General features: G+C 45.9%; 19 protein-coding genes and 1 pseudogene. 16 read left to right on the plus strand and 4 right to left on the minus strand.

Features of this window, described 5'->3' with window-relative positions:
• Nucleotides 1-5: 5 nt before the first annotated feature.
• Nucleotides 6-1,072, plus strand: a pseudogene (locus KNP88_RS11940) (amino acid permease); the annotation flags it as partial.
• Between the two features lie 110 nt (nucleotides 1,073-1,182).
• On the plus strand, nucleotides 1,183-1,965 hold the full coding sequence (locus KNP88_RS11945) for a GNAT family N-acetyltransferase (RefSeq protein WP_214893932.1): 783 nt from the start codon (nucleotides 1,183-1,185) through the stop codon (nucleotides 1,963-1,965).
• Nucleotides 1,966-2,147: 182 nt separating this feature from the next.
• On the opposite strand, the gene KNP88_RS11950 is transcribed toward KNP88_RS11945, so the two are convergent.
• A complete protein-coding gene (locus KNP88_RS11950) occupies nucleotides 2,148-2,600 on the minus strand; it encodes an NUDIX hydrolase (RefSeq protein ID WP_353048791.1) in 453 nt (150 codons plus the stop codon).
• Entirely contained in the window at nucleotides 2,597-3,679 is a 1,083-nt protein-coding gene (locus tag KNP88_RS11955) for a nitric oxide synthase oxygenase (protein ID WP_214893937.1), read from the minus strand. Before KNP88_RS11955 ends, KNP88_RS11950 begins: the two co-directional genes overlap by 4 nt.
• 184 nt (nucleotides 3,680-3,863) lie before the next feature.
• On the opposite strand from KNP88_RS11955, the gene KNP88_RS11960 reads away from it, so the two are divergent.
• Nucleotides 3,864-4,721 (plus strand): YihY/virulence factor BrkB family protein, encoded by an 858-nt coding sequence (locus tag KNP88_RS11960; protein WP_088836176.1) that lies wholly within the window; start codon nucleotides 3,864-3,866, stop codon nucleotides 4,719-4,721.
• Between the two features lie 79 nt (nucleotides 4,722-4,800).
• Here the strand turns inward: KNP88_RS11960 and KNP88_RS11965 are convergent, their stop codons facing one another.
• The gene (locus KNP88_RS11965; RefSeq protein ID WP_214893939.1) at nucleotides 4,801-5,655 is read right to left on the minus strand and encodes a sulfite exporter TauE/SafE family protein; all 855 of its coding nucleotides are present in this window, start codon (nucleotides 5,653-5,655) and stop codon (nucleotides 4,801-4,803) included.
• Nucleotides 5,656-5,774: 119 nt separating this feature from the next.
• On the opposite strand from KNP88_RS11965, the gene KNP88_RS11970 reads away from it, so the two are divergent.
• The 9 genes from KNP88_RS11970 (at nucleotide 5,775) to KNP88_RS12010 (ending at nucleotide 11,136) form a co-directional block, all read left to right on the plus strand.
• The gene (locus tag KNP88_RS11970; protein WP_214808726.1) at nucleotides 5,775-6,632 is read left to right on the plus strand and encodes a LysR family transcriptional regulator; all 858 of its coding nucleotides are present in this window, start codon (nucleotides 5,775-5,777) and stop codon (nucleotides 6,630-6,632) included.
• A 105-nt stretch (nucleotides 6,633-6,737) separates the two neighbouring features.
• On the plus strand, nucleotides 6,738-7,001 hold the full coding sequence (locus KNP88_RS11975; RefSeq protein ID WP_029332497.1) for a metal-sensitive transcriptional regulator: 264 nt from the start codon (nucleotides 6,738-6,740) through the stop codon (nucleotides 6,999-7,001).
• Nucleotides 7,002-7,058: 57 nt separating this feature from the next.
• Complete coding sequence (locus KNP88_RS11980) at nucleotides 7,059-7,538, plus strand: DsrE/DsrF/DrsH-like family protein (protein ID WP_214893941.1); 480 nt, start codon at nucleotides 7,059-7,061, stop codon at nucleotides 7,536-7,538.
• 78 nt (nucleotides 7,539-7,616) lie between these two features.
• Entirely contained in the window at nucleotides 7,617-7,922 is a 306-nt protein-coding gene (locus KNP88_RS11985; protein ID WP_201302337.1) for a rhodanese-like domain-containing protein, read from the plus strand.
• 26 nt (nucleotides 7,923-7,948) lie between these two features.
• Nucleotides 7,949-8,245 (plus strand): rhodanese-like domain-containing protein, encoded by a 297-nt coding sequence (locus KNP88_RS11990; protein ID WP_088836180.1) that lies wholly within the window; start codon nucleotides 7,949-7,951, stop codon nucleotides 8,243-8,245.
• 48 nt (nucleotides 8,246-8,293) lie between these two features.
• Nucleotides 8,294-8,860, plus strand: coding sequence for a sulfurtransferase TusA family protein (locus tag KNP88_RS11995; protein ID WP_214893943.1), 567 nt, complete (start codon nucleotides 8,294-8,296; stop codon nucleotides 8,858-8,860).
• A gap of 31 nt (nucleotides 8,861-8,891) precedes the next feature.
• Entirely contained in the window at nucleotides 8,892-10,028 is a 1,137-nt protein-coding gene (locus KNP88_RS12000; protein WP_214893945.1) for an MBL fold metallo-hydrolase, read from the plus strand.
• A 50-nt stretch (nucleotides 10,029-10,078) separates the two neighbouring features.
• Nucleotides 10,079-10,306: a sulfurtransferase TusA family protein gene (locus KNP88_RS12005; RefSeq protein WP_029332503.1), complete on the plus strand. Its 228-nt coding sequence runs from the start codon at nucleotides 10,079-10,081 to the stop codon at nucleotides 10,304-10,306.
• A gap of 53 nt (nucleotides 10,307-10,359) precedes the next feature.
• Nucleotides 10,360-11,136 (plus strand): sulfite exporter TauE/SafE family protein, encoded by a 777-nt coding sequence (locus KNP88_RS12010; protein ID WP_029332504.1) that lies wholly within the window; start codon nucleotides 10,360-10,362, stop codon nucleotides 11,134-11,136.
• A gap of 57 nt (nucleotides 11,137-11,193) precedes the next feature.
• Here KNP88_RS12010 and KNP88_RS12015 read toward each other — a convergent pair whose 3' ends face one another.
• Nucleotides 11,194-11,577 (minus strand): DUF302 domain-containing protein, encoded by a 384-nt coding sequence (locus tag KNP88_RS12015; RefSeq protein WP_214893947.1) that lies wholly within the window; start codon nucleotides 11,575-11,577, stop codon nucleotides 11,194-11,196.
• A gap of 184 nt (nucleotides 11,578-11,761) precedes the next feature.
• Here KNP88_RS12015 and msrB point away from each other — a divergent pair, with 184 nt between their 5' ends.
• The 4 genes from msrB to KNP88_RS12035 all read left to right on the plus strand — a co-directional run bounded on the left by msrB (nucleotide 11,762) and on the right by KNP88_RS12035 (nucleotide 20,732).
• The gene (msrB, locus tag KNP88_RS12020) at nucleotides 11,762-12,862 is read left to right on the plus strand and encodes a peptide-methionine (R)-S-oxide reductase MsrB (protein ID WP_214893950.1); all 1,101 of its coding nucleotides are present in this window, start codon (nucleotides 11,762-11,764) and stop codon (nucleotides 12,860-12,862) included.
• A gap of 185 nt (nucleotides 12,863-13,047) precedes the next feature.
• A complete protein-coding gene (locus KNP88_RS12025; RefSeq protein WP_214893952.1) occupies nucleotides 13,048-15,924 on the plus strand; it encodes a S8 family peptidase in 2,877 nt (958 codons plus the stop codon).
• A 153-nt stretch (nucleotides 15,925-16,077) separates the two neighbouring features.
• Complete coding sequence (locus KNP88_RS12030; RefSeq protein ID WP_214893954.1) at nucleotides 16,078-18,618, plus strand: ATP-binding protein; 2,541 nt, start codon at nucleotides 16,078-16,080, stop codon at nucleotides 18,616-18,618.
• Between the two features lie 587 nt (nucleotides 18,619-19,205).
• Nucleotides 19,206-20,732 carry a GGDEF domain-containing protein gene (locus KNP88_RS12035; RefSeq protein ID WP_251137209.1) on the plus strand — a complete coding sequence of 509 codons (1,527 nt, stop codon included), beginning with the start codon at nucleotides 19,206-19,208 and terminating at the stop codon, nucleotides 20,730-20,732.
• The last annotated feature ends 30 nt before the right edge of the window (nucleotides 20,733-20,762 follow it).

Below are 20,762 nucleotides of genomic sequence, written 5' to 3' on the forward strand. Positions count from 1 at the left end.
GTTTTTTACTCGGAATCGGTGCCATCATTGGTACAGGTATTTTCGTTTTAATAGGAACAGGCGCCTTATACGCAGGTCCAGCATTACCGGTCTCATTCATTATTTCAGCCATCGTTTGTGCGTTAGTCGCCCTCTGTTATGCCGAATTTTCCTCGATGATTCCTGTCTCGGGTAGTGTATATACATACACCTACGCTACGATTGGCGAACTCGTTGCCTGGATCATCAGGTGGTGTTTAATTTTAGGATACGGTCTGGCTTCGAGTGCCGTCGCGACAGGGTGGTCAGGTTACTTCCAGTCGTTGTTATCGGAATTCGGCATTGAACTTCCGACGGCGCTCCGTGCGGCACCGGGCGCGGTACCTGGCAGTGAAACGTTCTTTAACTTACCGGCATTCTTAATTTTGATGGTCATTACGTTCTTGTTGTCACTTGGAATCAAGGAAACAAAACGCGTCAATAACGTGATGGTACTCGTTAAAGTCGCCGTCGTCATCTTGTTCATCGTCGTCTCTGCAATCATGGTCGGAATCGTCCCGTTCAAACAATTTGAAGGTGTCGATAGTCCGGTTTCGCTTGCGTTGAAAGTCGCAGGTCAAAACTGGGTTGCCGGATTGGAGCCATCGTCGGGATGACGACAGTTATTCTTGTCATGACATTTGGTCTCGTCCGTCTGTTGTTTGCGATGAGTCGTGATGGATTATTACCGAAAGTTTTCTCGGACGTCAATGAAAAATCGTATACACCGGTCAAGGCGACTTGGATTCTCGGTACCGCTTCTGGTTTGATTGCTGGATTCGTCCCGCTCGGTACGTTGGCGGAATTGATTAACATCGGGACACTCGCTGCGTTCGCGTTAATCGCCGTCATCATCTTGCGTCGGACGCGTCCGGACTTAAAACGGGCGTTCAAAGTCCCGTTCGTCCCGGTTCTCCCGATTTTATCGGTCCTCGCGTGTATCATGTTAATGTTGAATCTCCAAACCTTTACGTGGATTGCGTTCTTCATCTGGACGGCGATTGGTTTGCTTGTCTACTTCGGTTACGGAAGAAGCCGTTCGAAATTAAATTAAGTACATGATCACTCTCGATTTCATCGGGGGTGATTTTTTTGTTGGAAACAAGTGCAGGAAACATCTTGTAAAAAGTCGAACGATTGAAGAGAGAAGAGGAGGGATTACATATGATTCATATTAAAAGAAATCCTGATTTAGAATCTGCCTACAACGCGATGCAAGAAGGGTTCAGTGATTACATGATTCCGCTCGGTTTGTCACTTGAAGTGTTTCAGGAACGGATTTTGACGCGAGATGCCAATCAATTGGAACACTCGTTTGTCGCCTTCCATGGAGAACGACCTGTCGGGTTATGGCTGAACGGCCTCAAGAAAATTAAAAAAGAGCAAGTCATGCGGTGTGGCGGGCTTGGAGTAGATCCGCAGTATCGCCGTCTCGGCATCGCAAAAGCATTATACGAGGCTCAACTAAGTTATGCGAAAGAGCTGGAAGTCGATCGACTCATGCTTGAAGTCATCCAAGGTAATACACCTGCAATTGATTTGTATCACCAGCTTGGCTACCGCCAAGACCATGAACTCGGTTATTTTCAGCGCGATGAACCGAACCAGGTGAATCCACTCGTTGAGATTGATGAAGTGGCATTTGAACGGAGATACGCCCAACAAGGCGAATACATTTGGCAACAAGATCCGGGCGTGATGAAATATAGAAAGGCCACCTATTATGAACTGGATGGAGCATTCATCGCTGCTTCAAACGACTCGATTTTTGCCATCTTGACAGAAGAATCGGAGGTCGCACGCATCGCAACGGAAGCGACCCGACGTTTGAGTGGAACGACGTATCAATTGCAGTCGACGAATCCACTCGTCTGGGAAACATTGCGTGCAGAAGGATGGGTACAGCGTGATTTAAAACAATTCGTCATGAGTAAAGCCATTCGTTAACGAAAAAAATAGCCATCGTTCGCAAGTAGCAAGCACTACTTTGGAACGAATGGCTATTTGTCATGTCCATAAGCTGATCATGACGAGGATGGCGAAAATTACGAATAAGATTCCAGTGCCACCCAGCATGATAAGCATAATTTTGTTCATCATTGGAAAATGCCTCGTCTCTAAGAATGAATTTATGAAGAAATACTTGCTATATAATCTTGAATCATCAGAAGATGCGAACCGACGATGTTATCCGGCAAGTCCGTCAGTGACACATACGTCAATGCAACACTTTCATCACTGACACGGAGTGTGCCGGAAGTATCGGACGCAACGTATGCGAGGGTGACACTTTGAAAGACATCCCCGTTCGCGAGTGTCGTGACGTAATTTTTACCGGAGTAGACACCGAGCAGCTTGAGCGTATCCGCGACGAGTCCGGTTTCTTCGAATAATTCGCGTCGGGCCGTCTCTTCCGTCGATTCTTCCCATTCCATGAGACCACCCGGAAGACCGAAGCGTGCTTGTTCTTCATTTCGTTGTTCGAGTAAAATCTGACCTTCCTTAATGACGAGGACGACGGCACCGACTAAAATTAGTGGAGTGGGTCCGACTAAATCACGGATGGATTTGACGTAATTCACCGCGGCACCTCCTGGTGGAACGGGCATCCCGTGGCTTGCGTCTGTTTCGGGAAAAAGTTCGGTCGCTGTAACGCATTGTCATAATCTTTATGGAAGACATGTGTCGCTGCTCCGCTCATCGGCGGGACGAGCCACGACCATTCTCCAGTGACGTCGCGACCGCAAGTGGCTTCATTTTTTTCGAACCGGGCGAATTGTTTGGCCGCCGTATGATGATCGACAATCGTCACTCCGGACCGCTCGAAGGATTCGAGGACGGCGACATTGAGTTCGACGAGGGCCCGGTCTTTCCATAAGGCGCGCTCACGGGACGTGTTCAGACCAAGTTGTTCAGCGACAAGCGGTAAGAGATTATAACGGTCCGCGTCAGCAAGGTTACGGGCTCCAATTTCAGTTCCCATATACCAGCCATTGAACGGAGCACACGGGTACGAAATGCCGCCGATTTCAAGACGCATATCGGAAATCATCGGGACGGCGTACCACTTGATGTCGCGTCCTGCGAACAAATCATAGTCGGGATGGATGATTGTAACTTCAAGAATCAGTTCTTGTGGAATCTCATGGAGTGTTACTTGACCATCGAGTTCAACCAACAGCGGTAAAATATCAAAGGCGGTCCCCTGTCCCGTCCACCCAAGTGCCTGACATTGTTTCGTGAAAGCAGTGGATGCAGGATCACCAAGTACGCCGTCGGCCGTTTCGTAGCCGGCGTAACGAATCAATTGATGGTTGAGGACGCGGACACGTTGCGGATGGAAAATCGTGATTGTCGAACGGATCCGTCCCTCATTGGTAGCGTGGCGAATGTGGTGGAACAACGCGTCTCGAATCGCTTCGATCGTTGTCGCCGCACGGGCATCGATGACGTGCAGTTGATCCCAAAAGAGCCGTCCGATACACCGATTGCTGTTACGCCAAGCAAGTTTAGCCCCGAACGTCAATTCGTCCGTTGTTTGTGTATAGCTTCCCGTTCGTAAAATTTCATCGCGCACGTCGTTCAAACGATTTTGTGTATGTGGTGTCTCTTCTATATAAGTCGTCAAGAAGCGTTCTGCTTCGTCTAGTAAATGTTGCACGGCGTTTGAGTCCTTTCTTCATCCAAAGCGACAGAGTTTCTTATTCTAGTGTACAAGGTGAATGGAGGAAGCGCCAACTCATAGCAATTGTCCGTTTTTTGATACGTTCAAAAGACGTTCACAGATTAAGTGGGAGAGGGAAGGGGGATAGATAAGAGAATCAATCGAAAGTGAGGAACTTGGCATGTCTTTAGTCAAACCGGTTTTTATTCGCTTTTTTGGCGAAGCTTTTTTCGATAAGTCGGCACAGCTGGCCTATTATTTGATGTTGTCCTTATTTCCATTCTTATTATTCGTTGTCGGATTAGTATCTTTTTTACCATTCACTTCCGGTGAAGTCCTTGATTTGATTCGTCCTTTCGCACCAGCGGAAACCTATGATTTAATTCGCCGAAATGTCGTAGGGATTTTTGACGAAGGGGGATTGAAACTTGCTTCGATTAGCTTCGTCGCAGCCTTTTGGCTCGCCTCGATGTCGGTCCAGTCGCTCGTCCGGTCCCTCAATGATGCCCTCGAGGTGACAAGGAAAGTGCCGTTTTGGCGGGGCTTATTACAAGACTTCGGATTTACGATTGGGATGATGTTCATCTTGCCGTTTTCGCTACTTGTTCCGGTCGCCGAGAAATTGGCCCGACGCTTCATCAATCATTTTGCACTCATCGCGGATGTTGCAGCGGACTATTCGTCCATTTGGTTTGTATTCCGCTGGGGGCTCGGTTCCTTGTTTCTATTTGTGTTCTTTGTATTGTTGTATCGCATTTTACCGAGTGTCCGTTTGACGATTCGTCAAGTACTCCCGGGGGCATTATTTACGACGATTGCCTGGCAGGTCGTATCGGAAGTCTTCTCGTACTATGCGGAGTTTGGGAGTTACAATCGTCTCTACGGTCAGCTCGCAGGAATCATCGTCTTGATGACCTGGTTTTATTTATCCTCCGTTGTTTTGATGCTCGGTGGATTGATGAACGCAGAACGGATGCGGCAGAAAAAAGAGGCGAAGATCATGAAGCCTGAAAAAATCAAAAAAGAAACTGTCCGCTGAGGGCAGTTTCTTTAGTTTGCAGATAAAGGGTTATGAAGATTGTTTTTCCTTTTGGACGCGATTCAAAAAGACTCATGTCCTAGGAATGTCTACTTCTTACTTTTTGATAGAAAAATAGAAGCAATAGCCCAATCGTAAAGATGCCGAGCAAGATGAGCGATCCTGTTTCCTGCCCTAAGACTTTCAAGATGACACTGACGGCGACGACGGCGTAAAAGATGCCAAGACTCTTCCGGACGAAACGATCTTCAAACAGATGAAGCAAGGAAGCACCAATCGGAGAGCCGATAAACGCACCGACGATTAAAGCAATTCCGAGATAAAGCGGAGCTTCGGTACCGGAAGCAAGATAACTGGTGACACCGCCGAGGACAATCAGTGTCGCCGAGGCGATGCTCGTGCCGATGGCTTGTTTGAGTGGGAAGCGGACCCAGCCCATCAAGAGTGGCGTAAGCAGGAAGCCACCACTGACCCCCATGAGGGAGGAGAGAATCCCGGCAGCAAACCCGATGACGATCAATTTATAAAGATTCGCTTGTGTGATATGTCCTTCGACTGGTTTTCGTTTCGATGGTTTTAAGAACTGAATCGCGAACCACGTCAACAAGACGATGTAGAGGGCAGAAATCATCGCATCGGCTCCGGTCCGTTGTTCGAGCCAAAAGACGACCGGCGTGATGACGGCAGAACCGACGATCCCGGATAATCCGACGGCTAACGCATCACGGACATGAAAATTTTTCAGACGCATATGGGATACCGTCCCGGTCACGGTCGAACCGAGTGTCAATAACAGACTGAGGACGATCGCGGTACTGGGTGGATAACCGAGGATTAATAAGAGGGGAGTTAAAATAATTCCTCCGCCGATTCCGAAAAAGCCGGATAAAATACCAATTGTTGACCCTAAAAGTATAAACAGGATGAATTCCATGCAGTAAACCCTTCTTTCTTTTGTACTTAATCTATCTTTACTGTACAGAGTGATGATTGATTAAGAAAATAGATTATACTGATGTAAATGATTATAAAAGTTAATGAGGAGGGAAAAGAATGCGTCTCCACGAACTAAGAACGTTTATTTCATTAGTTGAAACGAAACACTTTACGAAGACAGCAGAACAACTCTATATTTCACAACCAACGGTCAGTCTGCATTTAAAACGGTTAGAAACGCATTTTGGACAAGCGTTGATTCACCGGCATTCCTTTAATAAGACGATTGAAATATCAGAAGCCGGACAATTGGTTTATCGCCATGCGAAAGAAATCCTGCATCAAGTGGAGCGACTCGATCAAGAGATGGATGAACTCGAGGGGCTTGTCCGCGGTCATTTGAAGATTGCTGCGACACATACGATTTATGAAACGATGCTCGAAAAAATGATCCATCGTTTTGTAAATCTGTATCCGGAAGTCGTGATTGATGCGAAATTGATGAATCAGGAACAAGTCGAACAAGCTGTGCTTCATTACGAAATTGATTTAGGTCTAGTCGAAGGAGTTGTCGAAGCACCACAAATTGAGGTAACGCCGTTTACATTCGATCGCCTCCGGGTGATTGGTCGACGAGAACTCGACCTCAGTGAGGCGACATTCATTTACCGTGAGGAGGGGTCCGCCGGGCGAGCAGCACTCGAATCCTGGTTAGCAACGAATGATATCGTTCCGCAACGTATCATTACGGTCCATTCGAATCGTCTCGTCAAACAGTTGATTGAAAATGGAACGGGTATTTCGATGATTTCCGAGCGGTTGGCGGGAGAGATGCTCGATTCAGCAAACTACCGGCTTCACAACGAAGATCCGGTTCACAAGCGGACTTTTCAATTCGTGACGTTAAAGGGACAACCGACGCGGCTTTCCGAGAAGTGGATGGCGATGGTAGTGGAAGAATTCAAACAGAATTAAAAAAAGAAAACTTTTCCGTTGACTTATACCCCCATAGGTATTAAAGTATGAAATGTACCAACGAGGTATGACGAACGTCACAAGAAAAAGGAGAGTGGTCTTCAAATGGAAAAATTATATGAAGATCGAATCATTCATCGAATGAACCGGATTGAGGGACAACTACATGGCATCGTCCGTATGATGAAAGAGGATGCTTCTTGTAAGGATGTCGTCACACAGCTCAGTGCGACACGTAGCGCGATTGATCGTGTCATCGGACTGGTTGTGAGTGAAAACCTCATCGGTTGTGTCAAAAATGATGAGACAGAAGAAAATCATGAACAGGCTGTTGCAGAAGCCGTTCAATTGCTTTTAAAAAGCCGGTAAAATTTTTTAGAATAATTTATACCCCTATGGGTAAAAGTAGACGGAGGAATTAGTTAAATGTCAGATGTTAAAAAAACAACGATTGTATTGTTCAGTGGAGATTACGATAAGGTGATGGCAGCATATATCATCGCAAATGGAGCAGCAGCGTATGATCACGAAGTCACGATTTTCCATACGTTCTGGGGATTAAACGCGATGCGTAAAGATGAACCGATCCAACCGGATAAAACGTTCCTCGAAAAAATGTTTGGTAAATTCATGCCACGCGGTGCCGATAAAATGCCACTTTCGAAAATGAACTTCGGTGGTGCCGGTCAAAAAATGATCAAAAACGTCATGAAAAAACACAACGCAATGCCACTTCCGGATTTGATTGAACTTGCAAAAGAACAAGACGTAAAGCTTGTCGCTTGTACGATGACCATGGACTTGCTTGGTCTGAAACAAGAAGAATTGCATGAGGGGATTGAATACGCAGGTGTTGCAGCATACCTCGCAGACGCAGAAAACGGAAACGTCAATCTCTTCATCTAACTTAGAGAATGGAGGCATCACAAAGTGGATATCTTAACCGTTGTTTTTCTACTGATCGTCGCGTTTCTTGCTTACCGCATGTTTGCACCGACGAAAGGTGTCGCGAAAATCTCAACAACTGAACTAAAAAGTAAATTAAATGATCGTAATCGGTTTTACTTGGACGTCCGGACACCGGGCGAATTTAAAGGAAACCACATTAAAGGGTTCAAAAACATTCCGCTCCAAACGTTACCGGCACAACTCGACAAAATTCCGAAAGACAAGGAAGTCATCGTAATCTGTCAAAGCGGGATGCGGAGTAAACAGGCTGTCAAGCAACTCAAAAAAGCAGGTTATCCGAACGTAACGGAAGTATCAGGCGGCATGAATGCGTGGCGCTGAACGTAAACTAAAGGAGGATGAAGTAAATGAAACGACTAACCGCTAAAGAAGTACAGGAAAAGCTTGAAAACGGGGAACACTTAAACATCATCGACGTACGTGAAGTCGACGAAGTGAAAGAAGGCAAGATTCCTGGAGCGAATCATATTCCGCTTGGTCTCGTTGAATTTAAAATGAATGAACTCGATAAGAAAAAAGAGTACGTCATGGTTTGTCGCTCTGGTGCACGCAGCGGTCGCGCGACAACATATCTCGAAGGACAAGGCTACAATGTCATCAACATGGATGGCGGCATGATGTCCTACGAAGGAAAAACAGAGTAAAAATTTTAATCTTAAATATACCCCTAGGGGTAAAAGGGGCGAATACTTTTGCAGACAATTAAAACAGACGTTGTACTCGACGCACGTGGACTCGCTTGTCCGATGCCGATCGTCCGTACGAAAAAATCAATCAAGACACTCGAACCGGGTCAAGTCATCGAAGTGCAGGCAACCGATAAAGGGTCAACCGCTGATTTGCGTGCTTGGGCGAACAGTACGGGCAACCAGTACCTCGGAACGATTGAAGAAGGGGACGTGTTACGTCATTACGTCCGAAAGTCTTCCGGGAACGATCAGGAAGCACCTGCTTTCACACAAGTAGTGAATAACGAGACACTCGAAACAGTGCGCTCAAACGACGATGTGCTCGTTCTCGATATACGCGAAACGGCCGAGTATGCTTTCGCCCACATCCCGAACGCGATCAACATTCCGCTCGGTGAGCTCGACACACGCAGTGATGAACTCGATAAAACAAAAACGATTTACGTTGTTTGCCGGACAGGCAGCCGGAGTGATCTCGCATCACAACAACTGGATGCAAAAGGATTCACGGTCCAAAATGTCGTCCCGGGCATGAGCCAGTGGACGTTTGATACGGCAACGACTGTTTAATTACTAAACCGCTTAGGAGGAACAACAACAGATGGCACATGCAATGACGACTCAAGAAGTCACACAAAAAGTTATTAACCGTCAACCACTCTTTATCTTAGACGTCCGGAACGAAGATGCATTCGCGGACTGGAAAATTGAAGGCGAGAACTTCAATTACCTGAACGTTCCATACTTTGATTTACTCGATGGTGTCGAAGACATTCTCGATCAACTGCCGACGGATCAAGATGTTCTCGTCGTCTGTGCAAAAGAAGGTTCTTCCATCTTCGTCGCTGATTTGTTAGAGGAAGCAGGACGGACTGTTTCTTATTTAGCAGGTGGCATGAAGGCATGGAGCGAGCACCTCGAACCGATTTCACTCGGAACCTTGAATGAGACGGGTCAAGATTGTGGTGAAGTCGTCCAGTTCGTCCGAATCGGAAAAGGATGTTTGTCTTACATGATCATCTCGGAGGGCGAAGCGGTCCTCGTAGATGCAACACGGATGACAGATGTCTATCTTGATTATGCAGCAGCACGTAATGTCAAAATCACACACGTGTTTGATACACACTTACATGCCGATCATATTTCAGGTGGTCGTGAAATTGCTGAAAAAACGGGTGCGACCTATTGGTTACCACCAAAAGATGCGACAGATGTGACATTCGAATATGCGGCACTTGAAGATGGCAGCCATGTGCAAGTCGGGGATACACAAATCGACGTCCTTGCCCTTTATTCCCCGGGACATACGATTGGTTCGACATCATTCGTCGTCGATAACCGGTATCTCTTAACGGGTGATATCCTGTTCATCGATTCGATTGGTCGCCCTGACCTCGCAGGTCTTGCGGACGACTGGGTCGGTGACTTACGAAACTCCCTCTACACGACGTACCGTGAACTTTCGAACGACTTGATCGTGCTTCCGGCACACTTCATGTTGATTGAAGAGTTGAACGCAGATGGTAGTGTCGCGGAGAAACTCAATGTTCTCCTTGCGAACAATCACGGTTTGAACATCGAAGACGAAGCCGTCTTCCGTAAGATGGTGACAGAGAACTTGCCGCCGCAACCGAATGCGTATCAAGAAATCCGCGAAACGAACATGGGTAAGAAGACACCAGATCTCGAAACACAACGTGAGATGGAAGTCGGTCCGAACCGGTGTGCCGTTCGTTAAGCAGCTCGAAAACTAAACTAAAGCAAGCAACCATTAGGAGGAATTCACCAATGAAATCAGAACTCGTACTCGACGCAAAAGGACTTGCATGTCCAATGCCGATCGTCAAAACAAAAAAAGCAATCGCAGGACTTGAATCAGGACAAATTTTAGAAGTACATGCAACGGATAAAGGTGCTAAAAATGATTTACAAGCTTGGGCAAACTCAGGCGGTCATGAGCTCGTTAAACACGAAGAAGAAGCGAGTGTATTGAAATTCTGGATTCAAAAAGGGTAATTCAAGTTTAAGGGGGCTGCTGACAGTCCCCTTTTTTTAAAGGAGTGATCCACATGGAAATCGGTTTTATTATTACCATCTTCTTAATCGGTTTCGTCGGTTCTTACATCTCCGGGATGTTAGGAATTGGCGGATCGATCATCAAGTATCCGATGTTACTTTACATTCCACCGTTGCTCGGATTTGCGGCGTTCTCTGCTCATGAGGTCGCAGGAATCAGTGCCATTCAAGTATTTTTTGCGACGATTGGCGGCGTCTGGGCGTATCGTAAAGGTGGTTACCTGAACAAATCGTTGATCATCAACATGGGTGGAGCGATTTTGATTGGGAGCTTCATCGGCGCATATGGCTCGAACGTCTTAGCGGAAGATACAATCAACCTCGTCTACGGCATATTAGCGTTAACAGCTGCTGTCATGATGTTCGTTCCGAAAAAAGGGCTCGATGACATTCCGCTCGATCAAGTGAAGTTCAATAAAGGTATCGCAGCAAGTGCTGCCTTCATCGTCGGGATTGGTGCTGGAATCGTCGGTGCTGCCGGAGCTTTCTTACTTGTTCCAATCATGCTTGTCATCTTAAAAATTCCAACACGGATGACGATCGCTTCGTCCCTCGCGATTACGTTCATTTCTTCGATTGGCGCGACCGTCGGTAAAATTACGACCGGTCAAGTCGATTGGGGTCCTGCAGCGATCATGGTTGTTGCCAGTCTGATTGCGGCGCCACTCGGAGCAATCGCCGGGAAAAAGATGAATACTAAAATCCTGCAAGTGACCCTTGCTGTCTTGATTCTCGCGACAGCAATCAAGATTTGGCTTGATATTTTATAAGCAGACAAAAAACGAGCCGGTATCGTCAAAAGACGAAACCGACTCGTTTTTTTTTGCTTACTTGCTTGCGTCGATGACGTGAAGCAATTGATCTTCGACTTCTTTTGCGACCTGTTTTAATTGTTCATCTTCAACGAGCGCAATCAGTGCTGTCGGACGCGGCATGCCGATTTTCGTTTGTCCATTCTCCGTAAAGACCGCTAATTTACAAGGTAGGAAGTAACCCGCACGTCGTTCAGCTGACAGGACGCGGTGCGCTTCTTTCGGGTTACAGACTTCGAGAATATGATATTCGCCTTCAAAGTCGAGTCCCTTTTCATCTAATTTTCCTGCTAAATCGAATTCCCAGAGGACACCAAATGAAACTTTTTGGAGCTCCTCTTTCAAACGTGTGATGGTTTCTTCTGTTGAGTGTTCAGTCGTAACTGTATAATCAAACATCGATACCCCTCCTGGTGTTTAGTCTTAAAACTGTTCCCTACTTTTTCATTAAATAATCATTCAGCATCAGATGTGCAATTTTGAGGCACGGTCAACGACAAACTATGTGAAATCAAGGTACATTAGAAAAAAGACATCTAACCATTCACCCGGAACGTATGCTTTAAAAAGGAGGCGAAGGGAGATGAAGAAGCGAATGTTGACGATTCTATCCGTCGTTGCATTACTTGCCATCATGATCGGCGGGTATTTTGTTTTCCAGCAGCAACAGGCGAAGTCGAGCGGAAGTAAAGAACTGACCTATGCGAAAGAGGAGACGGCGATTTTAGCAGGGGGCTGTTTTTGGTGTATGGAACCGCCATTTGAGGAATTGAAGGGCGTGAAGTCCGTCATCTCGGGTTATACCGGCGGTGACGTTGAAAACCCGACCTACAATCAAGTGTCTGCTGAGACGACCGGTCACCGGGAAGCCGTTTTGATTACGTTTGACCCGACTGTCATTTCGTACAAACAGTTACTCGACGTCTACTGGCGCCAAATCGATCCAACCGATCCGAACGGTCAATTCGTCGATCAAGGGGAGTCGTATACGACAGCGATTTTTTATACAAACGATGACCAAAAGCAAATCGCTGAACAGTCAAAACAGGACTTGGCAGACCGTGGTATCTTTGACGACAAAATCGTCACACCTTTAGTTGAGGCCGGTCCTTTCTATGAAGCGGAGGCATATCATCAGGACTACTACTTGAAGAGCGAGAAAAAGTATAAGTTTTACCGTGCCGCTTCCGGACGAGATGAGTTCATCGACCGCTACTGGAACGATCAACCGAAACTCGATTTACCGAAGTATGACAAGTTAACGGATGCTCAAAAGAAAGCGAAATTGACCGATATCCAGTATAAAGTCACGCAAGAAGACGGGACCGAACCTGCCTTTGACAATCCCTATCACGACTTAAAAGCGGACGGGATTTACGTCGATCTGATTTCTGGTGAACCGCTCTTCTCATCAAAAGATAAGTACGACTCGAAAACAGGATGGCCCAGTTTCAGTCAACCACTCGAGCCAGGGAATATCATTGAAAAAAGTGATTTTGCCCTCGGGATGAAGCGGATGGAAGTCCGGAGTCGTCATGGCAACGCCCATCTCGGTCACGTCTTTAACGATGGTCCTGAGCCGACTGGTCTTCGGTACTGCATGAACTCGGCAGCTCTACAGTTCATTGCGAAGGAAGATTTAGAAAAAGAGGGGTACGGTCAGTATCTGTCTGAATTTAAATAACATATGCGCCCCATCCTTTCGTTCGAAAGGGTGGGTTTTCTTCTGAAAAAACCAAGTCGTTCGGTCAAGTGAATATTTTTCCTTTCGAAATTGTAAGGTAATATAACGAAAAAATTATCATATTTATCCAAATATTGTTTATACTTGAGAAAAGCACGATTTATTTTTCTTAAGGAGGAACAGTGGTGAAGAAGTTGACGATTTGGCTCATGTTGAGCTGCCTCATTCTGACACTTGGAGTGGGACCTTTCGCTATGAAAACGATAGCGGCAGACGAAATAGGACAGGCAATCGGATTAAAAGCAGGACAAGAAACGGTTCTCGAAACGGGGACGAACGACAAAAATACATATTGGTATAAAGTCGAACAGCAAGCAGGAATCGAAAAAACGGCATCGCACTTCGAATTATCAATTGATACGGATCAATCGATCGAAGTGACCGCCTATCCGAGTGAAGAAATGGCGGCGAAAGATGAAACATTCGATCGTTACCGGAGCTACGCTGAACCTGATGAAAAAGAAGCCATGAAACTGGCGGTTCCCTACGCTTGGGATGGCCCGTATTATATAAAAGTCGATTACTATCCGAATATCGAAGAAGGCAAAACGACGAAAGCGGCACACGTTAAACTGACATACAATGATGTCAAACTGGCAGTCGAGTACGAACCAATCAGTGATATTAGCTGTGCAGCGGAAGAAGCGTTGAAGCAAACGACTGAAGAAAAGCCGATGCTTGCGTTGATGCACGCGATTCAAAAACAAGTGTTGAGTCAATCGGAGCAAGGACGTAGCTTGACGTCGCTGTATTACAAAGCGTCACCCTACGTCGTCAAAGCGATTTTATTTAATAAAGATAAGCGAACACAAGCAGCAGAAGACTTGAAGACGTTGAAACCAGCGATGACGGCGCTCGTCAATGGAACGACGTATACATTATCAAAAGCCGATCAGCAGGCAGTCAATCGTCTGTTTGAATTAACACGTGACGCGTCACCAGAAATCATCGCGAATGAAATCAATCAGTATGCGAAAAAAATGGAAATTTCAACGCTCGGTGGAAGCACGCTGAGTGAAACATTCCGTTCACTCGGAATGACGATTCAATCAGAAGAAAAAACACGGTTCATCGTTAAACTAAAACCGGGTCAGATGAATCGGTCGATGAAGATCGCTGGAACTCCGGCGACAGATGTTGAGCGTTTATCGCTTGGTAAAGCGGGCGACTTCGTCATTGTCACGGAAGATCCGACAGTCAAAAGTCAAACCGCGACGGCATTGAAACAGTCACTCAGCCGGTCTTCTGCCGTCGAGTATGTCGAGAAAATTCAGACGTACCGCGCAACAGGGGACATCAACTATGACTACCAGTGGGCATTAAATAAAAATGCGATCGTCGAACAGTTACCGGATGTCGGTATCGGTTTTGAACAATTCGTCGCCAGTCCAATCAGCAAAACACTGACTCCGGTGACGATTGCTGTCATCGATACAGGAGTCGATTACCGCCTGAAAGATTTACAAGGAAAAGTCGACATCGCGAACGAAAAAAACTATGTCGATGTCAATGGAAAAGGAGATGCCCTTGACGACAATGGTCACGGGACACACGTCTCAGGCGTCATCGCGGCAGCACTCGAAAATGAATACGGCATTCGCGGAATTCACCAATCTGCTAAAATCCTCCCGATTAAAGTATTGAATGCGAATGGGGAAGGCGAAACAGATGCCATCGCACTCGGAATTAAATATGCTGTCGATCACGGAGCAAAAGTCATCAACATGAGCCTCGGTGGCGGCGAGAGTCGAACGATGGCTTACATGATGAAGTACGCAGCGGACAACGGCGTCACAGTCGTCGCGGCGTCAGGGAATGAATATGACAGTTACATCGGGTTCCCGGCGAACTCGGAGTATGCCATTTCAGTTGGAGCAACGAATCCACTCGGGATGGTCGCTGACTATTCGAACTACGGTTTCGGGCTTGACGTCGTCGCACCAGGATCAAAAATCGCAAGTCTCGTCCCGGACGGTAACACCGTCTACATGGATGGAACGAGTATGGCAACACCACACGTTGCGGCAGTCGCCGGCATCTTGGCGTCACTCGACGGGACACTGAAACCAAAAGAAATCGAAAACATCTTACGAACAAGTGCAGAACCACTCGCCTTCGAAAATCCGAATGATTGGTACGAGGATGATGAAGAGGACATGGAAGACGAGTATCCGCCTGGTAAAGCGCCAGAAAAACTTCCGTCCTACGTCAGTCCGGTATCCGGTTACGGGAAAATCAATATTTTGCGTGCCATCTCACAATTGCATTTACAAGGAAAAGTCAAACCGGTCTATGACAATCAACTCGTTGTCAGCGGGACTGTTAAGACGGGCACCAAAGTAGAAGTCTGGTCAACAAAACGTTTAGCTTCGACGGTAGCAAAAGCTGGTACGTTCTCCGTTCAAATTCCACGCCAAGCAAAAGAAACGGTCTTGACGATTCGTTATGCGAATGGAACGGATGTTACATCTGAGCGGACGGAAGTATTGCCTGGGAAAGCACCTGCTGCACCGAAAGTGAATCCTGTACTCGCAGGCGCGACGAAAGTGACAGGAACAGCCAATGCAAGTGGAAAAATCGTCATGAAGGACGCTAAGAATAAGACGATTGCCACAAGCATGGTGGATGCGAAAGGTAAGTTCAGCGTCAAAGTACCAAAACAAACAGCTGGAGCACGCCTCAGCGTGACAGTGCTTGATATCGCAAAACGTTCAAGTAAACCAACTGTCGTAACGGTTTTGGCACCACCTGCGGCACCAAAAGTCAAAGCCATCACTAGTAGTCAGACGAAACTGTCTGGGACAGGTGAGAAAAAAACACGCGTCTACGTACAAAATGCGAAAAAGAAAGTCATCGCTAAAGGAACCGTCACGTCAAAAGGAACGTTCTCTGTAAAAATCGCGAAACAAAAAGCAGGAACGAAACTTTCCGTTTATCTTGTCAACGCGCATAAACAGACAAGTGTAAAGACGTCGATCACGGTCAAAAAAGCGAAAAAATAATCTGTTGAACAGACCTTCTCCAGTCATCTGGAGGAGGTTTTTTTGTAGTCGATTATTTTTAAGGTATTTTTCGGTAGATTATGCTATTTTTAAGTAACTGAAACCATTTTAAAAAAGGCATCATCCCTGAGTGGATGGTGAGGGGGATATTCTATGATCAAGTGGATTCGGAGACGAATCGGACGCCAGTTGCTAGCGGTGTTTTATGTAGTATTACTATTAGTATCGGTGACATCATTTTTTGTTTATGACTACATGGAAACACGAATTGAATCGTCCCGAAGTGATCTTGAGACGATTAGTGAGAAAAATAGACGGGCTGATACGCTTTGGGACAATTGGCAGACCGTCCAATTTGGGTTACGCGGATTCGTGATTTTTGGAGATCAGGAACGATTTGATGAGATTGAAGCCTTACGGACTGAAATCAAAAGTGAGACGGATTGGTTTGGACGCAGAGCAGAAACGGATCAAGAAGAAGAATTCGCTGCGCAAATGTTGAACTTGTATGATTTATATTACGGGGCATTGTTCCCGCTGACGCAATCATACGTAACGGAGAAAAAAGCAAATCGCATCAATGAAGATTTTTTACAAGGTGATAGTTTGTTTTCGTTACCAATCGCGCAACGTCTTGTCGAGCAAGGTCAAATCAAACCGACGGCAGACGGATCGATTGATATCACACCAGACATCGAAAAAGCATCATCGGCACTGGAAGAATACCGTAATACGTTGCAGCAACAACAAGAAGCGGCCGTTTTAAAATTACGGACTGAAGTCGCGAATACACAGTGGATTTGGATTTCAAGTATTTTTGTTTTAATCAGTTTCATTCTATTGTTCGTTCATCCGTTCATTCGTCGGATGACAAAACAGTTATTCCGCTTAATTGACGACAATCAAAAATTGACACGAAGTGAACCGATTGAAATAGATGAGGCGGCACAACAACGTCCGGATGAAATCGGTCTACTCCGGGCCTCGTTCAATCAAATGGCGATGACGACGAACGCACATAAAGATGAGATGCAGGGGAAAAATGAAGAGTTGCAAGCGCAAAGTGAAGAATTGCTTGCACAACAAGAAGAACTGCAAGCACAGCAAGAAGAATTAGAGGAAGCCTACCAGGCAACGAAACAAAATGAAGAAAAATTAAAGCTCAGAAGTGAACTGACAGAAGCCTTAGCCATTCGAGAAACGATGGAAGCCTATCCATCAATCATCCAGAAAATGATTGATATCACGTCTTCAGAGTACGGAGCGCTTCTTCTGTATGAAGCAGGCATGTACATCGGTGCGACGACGAATGGCATGAAACAAAGTCACCTGGAAGCCTTACGGACTGACGATACGTCCGTGTTAAGTCGGATGCTGTTAGGTAAAAAGATCGTTCAATCTGAAAAACGTGTCGACCGCACAGCGGACATTCCGTACAGCTTTAGTACACACGAAGTGGCACTACCTATCTATGATCCGGCAAGTGGTCAGTTGATGGCGGCCATTTATTTAGTCCGGTACAAGTCGCCTTACAAAAAGCAACAGTTACTTGATATGCGCGATTTCTCCCAACAAATGACGCTCTCTCTGTTACGGACACGTTCGTATGAAGAGATGAAACAAGAAAAGAAAAAAACGGAACAAGTGTTAGACTCGATTCGTGAGGCCATCATCTATCTAGAAGACGGAAATGACGAACTGTATGTCAACCGTCCGCTGTTTGACCTGATACCGGAATTACAATCGGAGTTCACGAGTGACCGGACCTTATCATCCGGGTCCTATGTGATTGAAGTGATGCGAAGTGTAGTCGACGATCGTGACGTATTTGATGAGTATGTCACTTTAATTCGCTCAGGCATCGTTCCTCCGGATAAGTTTCAGTTCGATGTGCGAAACAATACAGCACATCTCGAAGTGTATGCGGAACGGATTGATATTGAAGGCGGATGGAAAGGTGTCATTCTTGTCATTCGTGATATTACCCGGGAAACAGAGGCGGATCGTCTGAAAACAGAACTCGTGTCAACGGTCTCGCATGAGTTACGAACACCGCTTTCATCCATTTATGGATTTACGGAGTTGATGTTGAATCGTGAAATCGATGTCATGAAGCAAAAAAAATATTTAGCAACGATTCATGACGAAACAGGTCGTTTATCGAACTTAGTGACAGATTTCTTAGACGTTCAACGGATGCAATCAGGGGCGCAACTCTATCAAAAGACGGCACTTCATTTGTACACTGTCGCGAAACAAGTCGTCGGAATTTATGAGACGTCGAGTGTGCGCCACTCGATTCGACTACGCCTCTTAAATAAGGAATTGCCACCTATTCATGCTGATGAAGATCGCATTAAACAGCTCTTAAGTAATTTAATTAATAACGCAATCAAATATTCACCGGATGGTGGAGAAATTGACGTCGTTCTGGACTTAGACGATGAACATGTCATCATTCGTGTCATTGACGAAGGGATCGGCATACCGCCTCATGCGTTTGCTCATCTGTTTGATAAATTTTATCGCGTAGACAATTCCGATACGCGTCGTATCGGTGGAACGGGACTCGGGTTATCAATCTGTAAAGAAATCGTCAAGGAACATGATGGAACGATCCACGTTGAATCTGAAGAAGGTGAAGGCAGTACATTTACGATTCTACTTCCATTGTCTAGCGTACTTCCATCTTAAAAATACACTGAAATGCTTGCTCGTTCATTCGAGCAAGCATTTCAGCGTGTAGACAAAGTGCCATCGGGAGATCAAGCGTCTTTTTTCGTTGCTTTCCTCGGGCGAGGCGCAAGCCGTTGCTCCTTCGTCCTAACGGACAAGAAGCAGGGTCTTGCCTGCCTCTGAACGTGCGTTAAACACGCACGTTTCCCCGCAGGAGTCAACGGAACGTGACGCTTTTTAGGTAACACTATGACGGAAAGCCAGTCATGCAGACGGTTTAGGGCGCAATCCGTCGCGACCCTGCAGCTTTGCTGTAGCGGCGCGGAAGATTGCCGCTTTGAAGACGAGGCGAGACAGGGAAACGCGACCGGATTGTCTTTCGTTATCGCATGTTCACGCTTCATAAGAGTTTGTCTACAGTTTAAAATGCTTGCTCGTTCATTCGAGCAAGTATTTTTTAGGGTCGACCAAACTAAATACTTCTATAGGCGGAATAGAGGAAAATACAAAACTTTTTGAATATAATAAGAAAAGAAGGTTAAAAATATATTGTTTTGACCGATAGATGATAGGACATTAGAACTATTTGAAGGGAGGAGGACGAATTGAGACAAAAATTAATTTATATTTTGATAATTGCTTGGATCGTGAGTCATTTTAGCTGGTTAGGCATTGTAGGAACGTCCTCCGATCTCGCACGAATCGGTAATAGTCTATTTACGACGGGTGGTGCTGTTTTATCTTCTGCAATGCTCCTACTGGCGATTTATAAACATCCCACTCGTCCCTTTACGCAACGACTATTTTCCCTGTTGCTCTTAGGAAATATCGCTTTGATTACAGGTGAAGTAGGTCAATTGGTTTTACAAATTCAGCGGGCTGAACGCTTTGGACCATTCGACTGGATTGACTTTGTCTTCAGCTTGCAGATTATCTTTTATTTGATTGCGTTTTGTTATTTTTTATTCAATCGCCGTACTCAAATCAATCTGCGATTTTTCTTATTCGATGAATTAATTATTCTGATCGTTGCAGGATCGATATCTTGGCACTATATGATTACACCCTATTTAAAAAATGCGACCGGATTTGACTTAGAAACCTTGCTGTTGATTCGCTATCCGTTAGGTGATTTGTTACTCCTTGGAGGAATGATCATCTTATTCTTTGGCGTGATGAAACGAGGCAACAGTAGATCGTTGTTGCTCGTCTTATTAGGTTTTCACTTACAACTATTAGCCGACCTTCTGTACGTCGTGTTGTATCGGGCGGACTTCCCGGTGTCCGCCATGTGGCTCGATCCAGTTTGGCTCGCGACGACGTTGACAGTAGGGGGAGCCGCGATTTTATTTAATGCAGATGAGCGGTCTGTCGATTTCATGTTAAATCGTCGCGTGCTGGATTGGGTACGCTTAGTGACGCCTTATATTTTCTTGTTGATTTTATTTATCACAATGGCGCGCCAAGCCGTCACCTTTAACGGGTTGACCATCGGGCTGATGATTGCGACACCGTTGTTGATTTCGCGACAAATTCGTATTGTCATGGACAATCAACGGCTTCGGGAAAACTTGGAGGCGAAAGTCGACCAGCGGACGGCGGACTTGGAGCGAGCGCTCGAAGAAATGGAGCACATGGCTTATCACGATGCATTGACGAATTTGCCGAACCGGTATTTGTTTGCCCGTCTCTTTAAAGAAGAGCTGCGTCGCGCTGAAATACACGAACGGTTAGCCGCTCTGTATTTTATTGATGTGGATCACTTCAAACAAATCAATGACACGTATGGTCACCAAATCGGCGATCAACTCATCATCGATATTGCCAGCCGTCTTGAGAAAAAATTACCACACAACACCGTCATTTCCCGTCAAGGCGGCGATGAATTCGTTGTCCTTTTATTTGACGTGAAAGAAACGAACGTGATTGAGGAGTGTGGACAATTACTCGTACAATTGTTTGAACGCCCCTTTATTCTTCAAGACACACCGGTCTGCATGACAGCGAGCATCGGGTGCGCAATCTATCCGACACATGCGACGTCACGGACGACGTTGATTGAACAAGCGGATATTGCGATGTATGAAGCGAAACGACGCGGGAAAAACCAATTCTATTTACAAGCTGATTAAAAAGCGAAGCCTCCCGAAACAGGGTGCTTC

The sequence above is a fragment of the Exiguobacterium sp. H66 genome, from assembly GCF_018618705.1.
Lineage (GTDB): Bacteria > Bacillota > Bacilli > Exiguobacteriales > Exiguobacteriaceae > Exiguobacterium_A > Exiguobacterium_A oxidotolerans.